This is a genomic window from Campylobacter felis (assembly GCF_030250085.1).
Taxonomy (GTDB): Bacteria; Campylobacterota; Campylobacteria; order Campylobacterales; family Campylobacteraceae; genus Campylobacter_D; species Campylobacter_D upsaliensis.
Genome location: NZ_JANURX010000009.1, coordinates 33,356 through 46,996, shown reverse-complemented (window position 1 = coordinate 46,996; position 13,641 = coordinate 33,356). Strand labels below are relative to the sequence as shown.

Annotated in this window: 14 protein-coding genes and 3 pseudogenes; 2 read left to right on the top strand and 15 right to left on the bottom strand. The window is 35.4% G+C overall.

Annotated features, from left to right (window positions below):
* The first annotated feature begins 99 nt into the window (after nucleotides 1-99).
* Both NYG92_RS06110 and mnmA read left to right on the top strand, forming a co-directional pair.
* A complete protein-coding gene (locus NYG92_RS06110) occupies nucleotides 100-732 on the top strand; it encodes an LOG family protein (protein ID WP_270977310.1) in 633 nt (210 codons plus the stop codon).
* The gene (mnmA, locus tag NYG92_RS06105; RefSeq protein WP_289233831.1) at nucleotides 698-1,714 is read left to right on the top strand and encodes a tRNA 2-thiouridine(34) synthase MnmA; all 1,017 of its coding nucleotides are present in this window, start codon (nucleotides 698-700) and stop codon (nucleotides 1,712-1,714) included. The genes NYG92_RS06110 and mnmA overlap by 35 nt, the downstream gene beginning before the upstream one ends.
* A gap of 21 nt (nucleotides 1,715-1,735) precedes the next feature.
* Here the strand turns inward: mnmA and NYG92_RS09170 are convergent.
* From NYG92_RS09170 to NYG92_RS06030, 15 genes and pseudogenes are all read right to left on the bottom strand, one after another.
* A pseudogene (locus NYG92_RS09170) lies at nucleotides 1,736-1,980 on the bottom strand (anion permease).
* 30 nt (nucleotides 1,981-2,010) lie between these two features.
* A pseudogene (locus NYG92_RS09165) lies at nucleotides 2,011-2,343 on the bottom strand (anion permease); the annotation flags it as partial.
* 169 nt (nucleotides 2,344-2,512) lie between these two features.
* Nucleotides 2,513-2,803: pseudogene (locus tag NYG92_RS06090) on the bottom strand (anion permease); the annotation flags it as partial.
* Nucleotides 2,804-3,145: 342 nt separating this feature from the next.
* Nucleotides 3,146-3,271, bottom strand: a complete 126-nt coding sequence (locus tag NYG92_RS06085; RefSeq protein ID WP_270977312.1) for a hypothetical protein — start codon at nucleotides 3,269-3,271, stop codon at nucleotides 3,146-3,148.
* A gap of 5 nt (nucleotides 3,272-3,276) precedes the next feature.
* Nucleotides 3,277-4,035 carry a type I methionyl aminopeptidase gene (gene map, locus NYG92_RS06080; RefSeq protein WP_270966073.1) on the bottom strand — a complete coding sequence of 253 codons (759 nt, stop codon included), beginning with the start codon at nucleotides 4,033-4,035 and terminating at the stop codon, nucleotides 3,277-3,279.
* 15 nt (nucleotides 4,036-4,050) lie between these two features.
* The gene (gene murI, locus NYG92_RS06075; RefSeq protein ID WP_270966072.1) at nucleotides 4,051-4,797 is read right to left on the bottom strand and encodes a glutamate racemase; all 747 of its coding nucleotides are present in this window, start codon (nucleotides 4,795-4,797) and stop codon (nucleotides 4,051-4,053) included.
* A gap of 13 nt (nucleotides 4,798-4,810) precedes the next feature.
* Nucleotides 4,811-5,284: an NlpC/P60 family protein gene (locus NYG92_RS06070; protein ID WP_289233830.1), complete on the bottom strand. Its 474-nt coding sequence runs from the start codon at nucleotides 5,282-5,284 to the stop codon at nucleotides 4,811-4,813.
* On the bottom strand, nucleotides 5,284-6,447 hold the full coding sequence (nhaA, locus tag NYG92_RS06065; RefSeq protein WP_289233829.1) for a Na+/H+ antiporter NhaA: 1,164 nt from the start codon (nucleotides 6,445-6,447) through the stop codon (nucleotides 5,284-5,286). The genes NYG92_RS06070 and nhaA (NYG92_RS06065) overlap by 1 nt, the downstream gene beginning before the upstream one ends.
* A complete protein-coding gene (gene nhaA / locus NYG92_RS06060) occupies nucleotides 6,444-7,592 on the bottom strand; it encodes a Na+/H+ antiporter NhaA (RefSeq protein ID WP_289233828.1) in 1,149 nt (382 codons plus the stop codon). The genes nhaA (NYG92_RS06065) and nhaA (NYG92_RS06060) overlap by 4 nt, the downstream gene beginning before the upstream one ends.
* A 105-nt stretch (nucleotides 7,593-7,697) precedes the next feature.
* A complete protein-coding gene (locus NYG92_RS06055) occupies nucleotides 7,698-7,892 on the bottom strand; it encodes a putative motility protein (protein ID WP_004277083.1) in 195 nt (64 codons plus the stop codon).
* A 69-nt stretch (nucleotides 7,893-7,961) separates the two neighbouring features.
* Nucleotides 7,962-8,351: a hypothetical protein gene (locus NYG92_RS06050; RefSeq protein ID WP_270977321.1), complete on the bottom strand. Its 390-nt coding sequence runs from the start codon at nucleotides 8,349-8,351 to the stop codon at nucleotides 7,962-7,964.
* A gap of 42 nt (nucleotides 8,352-8,393) precedes the next feature.
* Nucleotides 8,394-9,194 carry a thiamine biosynthesis protein ThiF gene (gene thiF / locus NYG92_RS06045; RefSeq protein ID WP_289233827.1) on the bottom strand — a complete coding sequence of 267 codons (801 nt, stop codon included), beginning with the start codon at nucleotides 9,192-9,194 and terminating at the stop codon, nucleotides 8,394-8,396.
* Nucleotides 9,191-9,382 (bottom strand): sulfur carrier protein ThiS, encoded by a 192-nt coding sequence (thiS, locus tag NYG92_RS06040; RefSeq protein ID WP_214140728.1) that lies wholly within the window; start codon nucleotides 9,380-9,382, stop codon nucleotides 9,191-9,193. Before thiS ends, thiF begins: the two co-directional genes overlap by 4 nt.
* 3 nt (nucleotides 9,383-9,385) lie before the next feature.
* Nucleotides 9,386-10,480, bottom strand: a complete 1,095-nt coding sequence (locus tag NYG92_RS06035; protein WP_289233826.1) for a hypothetical protein — start codon at nucleotides 10,478-10,480, stop codon at nucleotides 9,386-9,388.
* Entirely contained in the window at nucleotides 10,470-13,637 is a 3,168-nt protein-coding gene (locus NYG92_RS06030; RefSeq protein WP_289233825.1) for a type ISP restriction/modification enzyme, read from the bottom strand. The genes NYG92_RS06035 and NYG92_RS06030 overlap by 11 nt, the downstream gene beginning before the upstream one ends.
* Between the last annotated feature and the right edge of the window lie 4 nt (nucleotides 13,638-13,641).

Sequence of the window (13,641 nt, the reverse complement as noted above, 5' to 3'; positions counted from 1 at the left end):
TGCGTAAATTCGTAACACAAAATTACAACAAACTCTTGAAAAAATTTTATATTTTTTCGCTAAAATTAACATTTTTAAATTTAACTTAAAAGGTATAAAATGAGCATAGAAATAAGAAAAGATTTAGAAAAATTTGCTACAATACCGAATTTTAAAAGCCCTGTTACCTTTTTTGGCTCAGCACGCTTAAAGGATCATAATCCTTATTGCATCAAAGCAAAAGCTCTAGCTAAAAGATGTGTTGAAGAGGGATTTTGTGTCATCAGCGGTGGGGGCGGTGGCATTATGAAAGCAGCCAATGAGGGTGCTTTCGAACAAGATGCTAAATTTATAAGTTCGGTAGGCTTTAACATCCTGCTTCCTCACGAGCAAAAGCTTAACGATTTTGTGGAATATAGCATCACTTTTGAGAGCTTAGCCATTCGCAAAATGGCTCTTATTGAAAAGAGCTTTGCTTTTGTGATTTTTCCGGGCGGCTTTGGGACTTTAGATGAGTTGCTAGATGTCTTAACGCTTAAGCAGCTTAACTTTAAAAAGCACATACCCATTATACTCTACGGAAAAGATTTTTGGCAAAGCTTAGATGATTTTGTCAAAAATTCTCTACTTAAACTTAAAGTCATTGATAAAAATGATTTAAGCAAGTATATAATTAGCGACGAAATCGAAGAAATAATTCAAATTTTAAAGGAAAACAATGAAAATTTTAGTCGCAATGAGTGGAGGAGTTGATAGCACGGTTACAGCATATAAGCTAAAGCAGGCAGGACACGAAGTCATAGGTTGCTATATGAAGCTTCACGGAAAACCCGGATATCACGAAGAAAATATAGCTAAGGTTAAAAAGGTCGCTAAATTTCTGCAGATACCCTATCATATTTTAGACTTGCAAGAAGATTTTAAAGCCAAGGTGTATATGCCCTTTATCAACACTTACAAAGAGGGCAAAACGCCAAATCCTTGTGCTTTATGCAATCGCTTCATTAAACTTGGCAAACTCTTGGAATTTGCTAAAAATTTGGGCTGCGAAAAGTTAGCAACAGGGCATTATGCTAGGCTTGAAAATGGCTGCATCAAAGTCGCCGTTGATGAAAGTAAGGACCAGAGCTATTTCTTAGCAAATGCCGATAAAGAAGCCTTACAATACCTCATTTTTCCTCTAGGTGAAATGAAAAAAGAAGATGTAAAACAATTCGCCTCCACCATAGAAGTTTTAAAATCCTTCGCTACACAAAAAGAAAGCAGTGAAATTTGTTTTGTCGAAAACACCTATGTTGATGTTTTGGAGCAATTTATGGATACGAAAATTAAAGGAGAAGTGCTAGATAGTAGTGGTAAGGTCGTAGGAGAGCATAATGGCTATATGCACTATACCATAGGTAAAAGAAGAGGTTTTGAGGTAAGGGGTGCTCACGAGCCACATTTTGTTTTAAAAATCAATCCTAAGGAAAATCAAATCGTAGTCGGCACAAAAGAAGAGTTAAAAACTAAAGAATTTAAGCTTGAAAATATCAATCTTTTCATTGATAAAAAGGCATTTAATTGCGAAGTAAAAATTCGCTACCGCTCCAAAAGTGTGCCTTGTGAAGTTTTGGTTGATGAGAATTTAAACGCCCAAATATCCCTCAAAGAGCCAGTTTATGGACTAGCAAGCGGTCAAATGGCAGTTTTTTACGAAGAAGACAAAGTCATAGCAAGTGGCTTTATAAGTTAAATTTACCCTTTCGGGTAAATTTTAATAAAAGCCTAAAAACTTCCACCACACCAAGCCAACGCTTATCATTACTAGCATATCAACCACAAAGATAACAAAACCTACCCCCCACCATCTCTTAAGAGTAACATAATTTGTCCCAAAGATAACAGGAGCTGTTTCAGTAGCATAATAATCATAATATTACTTGAAGTTATCATAATAAAGGCATAAAGCAAAGGAGGCGCACCCAAAGCCAAACCAGCACTATAAAACACGAAAATCATCACAGAAATTTCCCCAAGTCCCATAGAAGAAGCCAAACCTCCAAGTGCCTCAGCTAAAAATTGCGTAACGCCAAGTTTTCCCAGCATAGTTGCCATCATCACAAGGGCAGAAAACCATGCCAAAGTATTCCAAGCGGTTTTTCCTTTAAAACATCATCAAAACTTAATACTCCACTAACCAAAACCAAAGAAAAGTCCCAAAGCCTCAGCCCAAAGGGCAAGCAAAAGCAAGAAAACTCCAAGCATAATCTTTTCAGCCCTCTTCATCGCTCCAAGCTCTGCTAGTCTTTCTTTAGCAAATTTAGAAGCGTTAGGCGTTTGCTTAATCTTTGGAGGAGATAAAAAATAAATCACAAGAGGCATAATAAGCATAGCGCAAATTCCTGGTAAAAACATACCCAAAGCCCACTGAGCTAATCTCCATATTTATCGCTTGTGCGACTAAATCGACCACTAAAGGATTTGACGCTGTGGCAGCAATAAACATCGCCGAGCTTATAGGATTTGCTTGATAATTTACTAAAGAAAGCTAAGTGCCTATTTTACTTTGTGTATTATCCTCAGGACTTGATTTAAACGAGCAGCTAATCGCTTGAACGATAGGGTTGATAATCGCTCCCGCTCTTGCAGTGTTTAAAGGCGTAATGGGCGCTAAAATCGTCTCACTCGCCACGATAGAATAGGCAATCCCAAGCGTCCTTTTCCTAAAAATGCTAATAAAATAATAAGCAAGTCTTTCCCCAAGTCCCGTTTTTATCACGCCTCTAGCAATGATAATAGAAACAACAATGAGCCAAATTAACGAATTTGAAAAGCCGCTTATTAATACCTGTTTTAGACTTTAAACTAGAAATCGCCTTATTAAACCCTCTCATCAATGTCCTTTTGAGACATATTTTGCAATGCAAAAGTATTTAAAGCAAAAATTTTACTCTCATCAATAAGCTTATTTTTTACACTTGTGAAGTTTGCTTCGCGTAAAATTTAGCCAAAAGATCAATTTGTATGTTTTTATCCTTAATGCTTAAAAGCTCATCAAGCTATTTTACTAGCATTAAGCAAAGCGTTTAAATAGCTTCCTGGGTCGCTTTATCCATAGCTATTTTTTTGCGAATTTGCATTATCACTCATCACTATACCTTGCCAACTTTTAATGTGAGCGGCTCTAATTTGACTTTGCGGCGTGGTAATCCCACGAATTCGCCTCCAAACCCACAGGAACAGGCATTAAGTAAAAAACACCCAACACAGCCAAACAAAACAAAAGGCTAAAAATTTTGTTTTTACTCATTATTTTTAGATTTGTGAAAGAATTTCAGCCCTACCCCTCACAATAGCTACGCAATGCTCATAATGGGCAGTATTTAGCCCATCTACACTGCCCGCATCCCATCTGCCATTATAATGCTTTGGTGTGCCGTCTTTTTGACAAATCATAGGCTCAATGCAAAAAACCATACCATTTTTAATTTTAGGTCCGCTCTTAGCATTTGAACCCTTTTCTAAATAATTTAGAATTTCAGGCTCACAGTGCGGTTTTGTGCCTATACCGTGTCCGCAGTATCCTTGCAAAGGAACAAAACCGCGACTTGCAATAAATTCTCCCAAAAGTGCCGAAAGTTCCTTAAAACGCATACCCTCTCGTATAGAATCAATAGCAAAATATAATGCGTCTTTCGCACAAGCGATTAATTCTTCATCTTTTTTAGAAATTTTACCTATGGCTAAGGTTCTAGCCGCATCGCCGTAATAACCATCTAGCAATGTCCCCACATCAATCCCCAAAATATCGCCATCTTTTAGCACTTTATCATCAGCTATGCCGTGGATGCAAACCTCATTTAAAGAAGTGCAAATGGCACTTGGAAAATCATAAAGGTTCTTAAAAGAAGGCTTTGCGCCAGAACTTAAAATGAATTCTTCAGCCATTTCGCTAATCTGCCTTAAACTCATCCCAGCCTTAACCTCTCTTTCTAAAAAATCCAAAGTTTTAGCGACAATTTTATTTGCTTCTCTTAATTTTTGAATTTCTGTTGCTTTTCTTAATTCTATCATTGCATATTCCTTAAATTAACTTAAATTGAGCCAAATTTTTGCAGTTTTTTCCAAAGTCTTAATATCACTTGAAGCGTAAAAACGCAAATTTGCCCTTTTATCCAAAAGTTTCAAACGAGAATTTTCTCTTAAAAATTCCACTATGGCTTCGCCTGAGTGTATGAGTCTTGTTTTAGAGCCAAAAAATTCGCTTAAAGCCTTACTAAGTAGAGGAAAATGAGTGCAAGCAAGAATGAGTGCGTCAGGGCTTTTTACATCTTTAAAATAATGCAAAAAAGCACTTTTTAAAAATTCTCCCTCAAAAATGCCCTCTTCAACCATAGGCACAAAAAGTCCTGTCGCAAGAGCTTTTACGCGTGTAAAGCCTTCTTTTTCTAAACTAGTTTGATACTGCCTTGAATTAATAGTCGCCTTTGTGGCTATGACTAAAATTTCCTTGTCCTTATCCTCTAAATTCTTACAAGTCGCCCTCACTCCAGCTTCTATCACACCATAAATGGGAAAATCAGCCCTAGCTCTTAAAGCCTCCAAAGCATAAGCGCTAGCAGTATTACAAGCGATGATAAGCATATCGATTTTAAAGGATTTAAAAAATTCTAAAGCCTCAAGACAAAACTTAATTATCGTCTCTTTATCCTTAACCCCATAAGGCACTCTAGCCGTATCACCATAATAAATAATTTCTTCAAACAAATTTGCCTCATACAAGGACTTTAAAACGCTAAGTCCTCCCACTCCACTATCAAAAACTCCAACTCTCATTGATTTTCTTTAATCATTTCATATAACGCCTAGCACCTATATAACGCGACTTCCAGTAGGTATTATTTAAACTTACAATCTTACTTCCGCCTTTAGTTGAAAGATGAACAAATTCATTTCTACTAAGATAAACTCCCACATGTAAGCCATTAGGTCCTCTGCCCGTTTTGAAAAAAACTAAATCTCCCACCTTAAGCTTAGCTTTTGAAACCTTTATCCCTGAAGCCATTTGAGTCTTGGTCGTGCGAGGTAGCAAAATACCAAATTCACGCATTAAAGTTTGAGTAAAGCCCGAGCAGTCAGCTCCTCTCCTACTCGTCCCACCTAAAACATAAGGCGTTTTTTGCCATTTCCTACTAGCACTTCTAAGCCTTTCTTCTGTGGCGTTTTGCGAATAACTTGGCTTGTAAAAATTTAAGCTTTGCGGTAAAAAACTACAACCACTCAATAAAAAAATTACAAAAATTCCAAAAATATATTTTTTCATCAAGCCCTCGTAAAAAATTTCAAATAAACAAAGCCCAAAATCCCGGAGCAAAAAGAGGCGACTAAGATGGAAAGATTATCCGCGTAATTGAAAATATCACTCACCTCATAAGCCAAGCCGTCTATAAATAAACTCATCGTAAAGCCTATGCCTGTGAGTATGCAAATGCCATAAAGTTGTTTAAAATTCGCTCCCTCTGGCAAACGCGCCAAACCACTTTTAATCGCAAGGTAAGAAAAGGCAAAAACGCCCACTTGCTTACCGACAAAAAGTCCTAAGAAAATCCCTACACTAGCACCGGAAAGTATGGATTTTAAGTCGATATTAGCCAAATTTACACCTGCATTTGCAAAGGCAAATAAAGGCAGTATGACAAAAACAAGCCAAAATTTCAAACTTTCATCAATCTCTTTTAAAAAAGGCTTACCATCTTTTGTCAAAACAGGGATAAAAAATGCAGTGATAAGTCCCGCCAAAGTCGCATGCACTCCGCTTTTTAAAACGCTCACCCAAAGGATTAAGGAACAGATAAAATAAAAAGATTTGCGTGTAATACCTAACAAATTTAAGGTCAATAAAGCTAAAATCGCACAACTTGCCACGATAAAAGCGACAATAGATAGTTTAGAAGTATAAAAGATAGCAATAATTAAAATCGCTCCTACATCGTCAAAAATAGCCAAAGAAAGCAAGAAAATTTTAAGCGAACTTGGGATATGTTTTCCGCACATCATCAAAATAGCTAAAGCAAAAGCCGTATCCGTAGCTGTTGGGATAGCCCAGCCCTTAAGCGTATAAGCATCGCCGACATTAACTAAGGCAAAAATGCTAGCTGGCACGATAATCCCACCTAAAGCCGCTGCAAATGGTAAAATAATGCTTCTTACCTCTTTGAAAGCTCCTTGCATTAATTCTTTTTTAAGCTCTAAGCCTATGGCAAAGAAAAAAATGGAAATAAGCCCATCATTAACCCAAAGTAAAAAAGGCTTTTCAAGTCTAAATTCCCCCGCGACAAAGCCCATATTTAAATTAAGCAATTCTCTATAATGATCACTTAAGAAGCTATTTTGCACAAGTAGGGCAAAAACCGTGCAAATGATGAGTAAAACGCCACCAAAAGCCTCATTATAAACAAAATTCTTAAGTCGCTCAAACAAAGTCATTTAACAAGCTTTAAATAAATATAGCCCACAATGGCACTTAAAAAACTAGCCACTAAAATCGCAAGCTTATCAGTATGCTCGAAAATATCACTATTTTTATACGCTAAAGAATCGATAAATAAACTCATCGTAAAGCCTATGCCTGTAAGTATGCAAATGCCATAAAATTGAGAATAGCGGACATTTTCAGGAAGTTTTGCAAGTTTTAATTTAATCGCCAAGTAAGAAAATAAAAACACACCCACTTGCTTACCCACAAAAAGTCCTAAAATAATACCAAGACTCACAGGAGAAAATAAGGTTGCAAGGTGCATATCTCTTAAATCAATGCCCGCATTTGCAAAGGCAAATAAAGGCAAAATAAAATAAACCACCCAAGGATTTAAACTCTCTAAAACATTATGTAAATATGGTCGTTTGCCCTTAGTATCTAAAGGGATAAATAAGGCTATAATTACCCCCGCCAAAGTCGCATGCACACCACTTTTAAGCATAGCGATCCAAAGTATCACACCGACTAAAACATAAAGCGATAAATGCGTAATGTGAAAATAATTAAGAACAAATAAAGCAAAAATACACATCAAGCAAATTAACATCGCTAAAGTAGAAAGCTGATCTGTGTAAAATAAAGCAATGATAATAATCGCACCCAAATCATCAAAAATCGCCAAAGAAAGTAAGAAAAGCTTAAGACTAGCTGGAATTTTATTTCCTAAAAGCATTAAAATTCCTACCGCAAAGGCAATATCTGTCGCAGTTGGGATAGCCCAGCCTTTCATCGCAAAAACATCGTGAAAATTAATAGAAGCAAAGATAAGTGCAGGAACTACCATACCTCCAAGCGCACCAAAAATAGGCAAAGAAACCGCCCTAACATTTTTAAGCTGTCCTCTTAAAACCTCATATTTAAGCTCAAGTCCTATGCAAAGAAAGAAAATGGCAATTAAGCCGTCATTAATCCAAAGATCTAAGGATTTTGAAATTTGAAAATTATCAAAGCCCACAGTAAAATTTGCGTGAAAAAAATCCGTATAAATCACGCTCAAAGCTGAATTTTTACATAAAAGCGCAAAAAAGGTAAAGAAAATCAATAAAATTCCAGGAAAAGTCTCACTTAAAACTACTTTTTTAATCCTTTGCAAAGCAAACTCCTTAAAACTAATTCTAAGATTATAACAAAATTTGATTAAGATTTGATTAAGATTTGATTAAATATTGAAGAAAAAGGCACGAAGTCGTGCCTTAAATTAAGCGTAAATGTCTAGAGCGCTTGTTTTAATCGGTGCAGAATCCGTAGCCACCGCCTGTGAAGTCTGCATAGAACCGCTACTCAAACCATCAATAAGTCTAGCCATCAAAGCTTCATTTGTATCCATAGTTTTTTTCAACAAAGAAGTGTTAATCGCCGTCCTTAAAGAAGCATTACTCATATCTGAAATCATAGTCGCCTCCTTTAGCTTAGTCTAGACATCTTCTATATCGACTAAAAATAAAAAAACTAAACACTAAATTTAAATGCTTGTTTGACTTTCTGCCTCACGCTCTCGTATAAGATTAATCACTTCCATAGCCTGTGCGTTTAGAACCATAATCTGCTTTAAAAATAAATCCTTAGTCTGCTCGTCCTTTGCATTTTGCATTTTTGCGCTAAGTTTTGCTATCTCGCTCAATAATTCTTGTAATTTTTCATATAAATCAACAAGCTCTTCGCCACCATCTCCTTGACTTGAAGCTTGTGCTTTTTCCTCTTTTGAAAGAGCTTTTTTATCATCATCTTTAGCACTTTTTAGCTCTTGCAAATTTTCTTCATTTGCTTTTTGCGTCTTATCCTGTGGCGTTTTGCGACTTAATTCCTCTTTTAAATTCAAATAGGGCGTATAATTTTTCAAACTAACTTGCATTCTACCTCCTTTTAAACCTAAATCGACTAAAACGCTAAATCCTTAACTTTCCGCCAAAAGCTCTAAAACCAAATTCGCCTGATGTGCCGCACAGATATTAACACGCGGTGCCATAAGTCCATTACCCACTTTTGCGCCATTGACTAAATCCCCGCAAACATAAAAATTCTTAGCAATCTTTCTTGTTTGTATGGCATTACTTTCACCATAGCCCGCAAGTCCAGAAGCGCAGATTAAAATTTGATTTTCAAAATATTTATGAAAATTTTGTGCTAACATCGCCTTAGCCTCCGCCCTATCAAATGCCTCGCAAACGATTTTCGTATCTTTAAAAAGCTCTTTTATATTATTTTCATCGATTTTAAGAGTATGAATTTCAACCGCTGTGTAAGGGTTGATGTGCGAAATTTGCTCTTTTAAAGCCTCTGTTTTAAATTTCCCCAAATCACTCACATTATAAGCCTGACGATTAAGATTACTCGGCTCTACCACATCAAAATCGATAAGCTTAAGTCCTCCTAGCCCACTTCTAGCTAACATTATCGCTATATGTGAGCCAAGCCCTCCAAGCCCACACACGGCGACTTTTGCTTGTTTGAGTTTGTCGTGAAGCTTTGGAGTATGGCGTGCTCTCATCATCGCATCTAGCGCATCTTTGGGGGGCATAGTATTTTTTGCTATACAAAAAAGCTCATCATTTTCGTTTAACTCAAGCTCCTCTTTAGTGGCAAAACCATTGACAATCCACACATCGCTTTCATTTTGACTCACACTTTTGAAAAAATCAATGCTTGTTTTAAACGCACACTCTACCCACGCACCATTAAATTTAATCCTCATCATCCACCTCCTACAAAACTTACAATTTCGGCTTTATCGCCTTTTTTTAAGATTAAGTTTTCAAATTCGCTTTTAGGCACGATTTTGCCATTTAGCTCTAGGGCGATTAAATTCGCTCTTAAGCCCATTTTTTCTACATAATCCACAAATTTCAACTCTTTTAAATCAAGCTTTTCACCATTGATTATCATCTCTCACCTCAACGCAAATATTAAGCCCTTAAAAGCCATAATGATAATAATAAACGCCACAACATAGGTTAAAAAAGACATTCCGCCAAACATCACATTTTTACCCTCATTTTCATCGCTTATATATTTTTCTAATTTTTTAAGGTCTTTTTCGCTCATTTTTTCAGGGTTCATAAAAGTGCCTAAAAATTTTATTTTTGCATTTTTCTCATTAGCAAAAAAGGACAAACAAGCGATTTTATAGCTCTTTAAAGCCCTTTCAAAATCCTCGTGCATAAAGTCATAATCGCTTAAATCAAGCCCATATTTTTTCTCAAGCTCCCTTTTTCTCTGCTCTTTTTCTTCGTCTGTAAATTTTTCCTTTAAAGGCTCTTCAAATTCCTCATTTAAGTCTTCTTCCTCAAAATCCTCTTCAAATTCCTCTTCCTTAAAATCTTCTTCAATTTCCTCTTTTTTTTCCTCAAGCTCAATATTTTCATAAGGGATATAAAGCCTAAAATCTTTCACATCTTCAAATTCGCCTATCCAGTTATATGCGATTTCTTCAAAGGCAAAAACATCGCCATTATGAGGCTCTATAAGCTTGATTTTATTTTTACTATTTTCGTTAGTATTGATGACAAAAAGTCCCTTTTCATCACGGTATAAAATGTTTATGTGTCCTGCCCCAGCCTTGCTTGTGATATTGCAAAGAATCGGCACTTTAAAAAATTCCTCTTTTTCTAAAAGCGCTCTTAAATTTGAAGTTTTTAAAAACCTCGCCCTTAAAAAAAGAAAATCATACATCGTAAAAAATAGCGTCTTATAGGGAATGTAGTTTTGCATATGAAAAGCAATGTGCGCTCGTTTTTCTTTTATATTTTCATCTAAAAAGCCCTCTTTTTCGATGAAGTGGTATTTCACACTTTTAAAAGCGTTTTGATTATGCAGCATTTGATAGTAAATTTCATAAGCTTGCAAGGCACAGCTTCCTTGTCCTCCAGTGTTTTTACGCTGATTTTGGCTAGTTTGGCGTTTATTTAGCTTTTCTACGAAGACTTGAAAATTTTGATTGATTTTGAAATTTTCTAGGGCGATAAATCTTTTTTTAAATTTCACTAAGCTTTCCTTGAATTTCTATGGTTTTTTTAAGAATTTTACAAATTTTAAGTAAGTGTTCTAGCTCCTCTTTGGTGCAAACATAATCTTTTCTATACTTTAGCCACTGCTTTATGACTTGATAACCGCCTATGGTATAGTCCCACACTTCGCGGCTTATGCCTATTATGCTTAACTTTTCATTTAAAATAATGCGCCCCTTTTTCTGCGCGTCCTCTTTAAACCTTTCACTTTCTTGTCTTTTTTCTATAAAATTAAAAGCAAAATCCCCCTCAAAGTCTATATTATCCTCCGGGATTTCTTGCATTAGGTGCAGTTTTATCAGTTTGCTTCCTAGCCTTTCAAAACGCTCAAATTCTTTTACACTTACTTCAAAGCTCACTTTTGGAAAGCCTATTTTGAGGTATTCTAAATACTTGCTTCTATATTTTGGATTATATAAATTCGCATAGATAAAGGCTAGAATTTGCTCCTCGTTTTTATGCTTTAAAATTTTATGTTTTTCTTTATAGGCTAAAAATTCTGGCGTGAAATTTGGAGTTTTCCCATTAATATCATAAAGATAAAGCGGAGCAATGTAGCACTGGCTTCCATTGTAATGTATATCTGTAATTTTGTCGCTAATAAAAGTAGTATCAAAAAATCCTACACAATCCTTAGAAAAACAAAGCCCTAAATTTCTACCACTTAAAAAATGTTCCATTAATAGCTTTCTATCATCGCCTCTTGGTATAATTTTGTTAATTTTATCTAAAGGGTAAAAAATAAATTGCGTATCAAAAGGGCGGTAAGCAATCTTTAAAAAATCTTTATCTTTTGCATTTTTAAAATTAATTCTTTGCTCTTCCACTCTCCAACTTTTAGCTGGATTGTATTTTTTGATAATATCAATCTCGCTTAATTTTTGCATATCTTCAACCATTTTTTTGATTTTAGAAAAGTTAAGCTGTATGAGCAAATTGTCATTTCTAGACTTCACTCCACTACTATATCCTGAAAACATAGCCCTATTATCCCCCAAAGCCCTATTAGACGCTAAAGCCCAAAAGTCTTCATATTCTACCCGGTCAAAGCTTTTAGGCACAAACCAAAAATAAGGCTTTTCGGGGCTTAATTCTTTCCATTTAATAGCATTTAAGCCATTTTGTGCGATAAGCTCCAAAAGGACAAATTTTTCCGCTCTTTTAAAAACCCCAGCCTCGCTTGTGGAGTAATAATATAGCTTTGCTCCCTCGCTTTTAGTCGTTTTATATTTCACAAAAAGGCTTATGCAAACGCCTATTTTGATGTCAAAGACATTTTCATCATTTTTAGCGTCCTTATCGCTGCCGTGTAAATTTAAGATGTAAATTTCATCAAAGCTTTTATATAAGCTTTCGCGCATTTTTCTATGTATGCGTCCGTCTAAAAAAGAATTATTTGTGATAAAACCCATTAAGCCTGTGCTACTACCCTGCTCTAGCAATTTCCACTGCGCAAAACGCACAAATTTAATATAATCATCATCTAAGGGCTGGATATTTGTCTCATTTAAGCCATCTTTATAAGCCTTTAAAAGCTTTAAGATTTCTTTGCCTTTATTTTTACTTTTAACATTGTAAGGGGGATTTCCTAGTATGACAAGCAAATTTTTATTATGCTTTATATTTTTTGCTTTTTCGTTTTCGTTTTTAAGCTCATTAAGAAAAAATTTTAAATCCTCTTGATTTTCGCTTAAATCCAAAGTGTTATTAAGATAAATTTGAAAATCTGCTTCATCGACATTGGCATAGCCCTTTTTCTTTAAAATCTGTCTAAGCTTAAGGCGCGCGACTATATAAGGCACGAAGGAAAGCTCAAAGCCGTAAATGTCCTTTAAAAATTTATTTTCAATGGCTTCATTTTGCGCGGCTTGTTTAAAGCTCACATTTTGAGAAAGACTATATTGCTGTTTTAAAATTTGCTCACACACAGAGGCTAAAAAGCTTCCCGTCCCACAAGCAAAGTCAAGCACCTTAACGCCATCTTCGCTAAAGCCCTTTTTGTCAAATTTAGCCCTTAAAAGCCCATCTAAACTTGAAACGATCATATCCACAACGCTTTTTGGCGTGTAAAAAACGCCCCCTTCTTTACGCTTTTGCGTGCCTTTTAGCCAATCATAAGCCTTAATAAAATCTTCATAAAGATAAATAGCGATTTGCTCTAATTCTAAATTCAAAAATTTCGCCATAGTGGGCTTGTCAAGCAAGGATATAACTTTTTGTATATTTTTAAGCACTTGCTTAATAGGCTCTGATAAGTAATACTCTCGCATAGTCAAATAGATAATTTCGCTTAAGGTTTTAAAATTTTTAGGTAAATAAGAGATAAAATTTTGCGTTTCATCTTCGCTAAATTTAAAATCGTCATTTTCTACAAAAGACACAAAAAGACCATAAACCACGCTTTGCGCTATCAAATCACAAAAGTCAAACTCGTCAAAATTCGTTTGTGCTAGTTGTGTGAATTCGTCATAAACTAGCTTAAAAGATTTGAAAAAATCTTGATTTTCTATATTTTGTTGCTTTTGCCACTCTTCGTAAGCGTTATGTAAAGCCGTGCTAAGATAAAAACTCTGCGTTGATAAAACCTTGACAAGCTCCGCCTTACTCTTAATATTTGCGTGATTTTCCCCATAAAAATCACTGATCAAATTTAAGAAAACTTGCTTTTGACTTTCACTAAAAAGCGTTAAATTTAAATCTTTATCAAAAAGCTCACAAACTTGAATCACCCTATCATAAGAAAGCAGGATAAATTGTCTATAATTTGTTAAAAGTATGTTAGGGCAAATTTGAGAATAGCGACTTAATTGCCCACTTTTAAGCTCTTTTTTTAAATCCACATTGATATTTTTACACTCGACAAAGCCAACAAGGGCGTTATAGCTTAATTTATCTTGAGAATTAATGCGTTTATAGACATCAAAATCAGCCCTTGCTACGCCTTGATTATCTTTGGTGGAGGATTCTTGTATGACTTCAACTTCTTTCTTAAGCTCAGTAGCGAGGGCTTTTAGCAAATTTTCAAGCGGAGTGCGAAAAGAATGCTCACTATACTCGCCTTTTTGATAAATTTTTTTGAGGTCTTTTTGGTATGTTTCTAACAATTCTTGCGTAGTATCTTTTTGTTTTTTCATATTT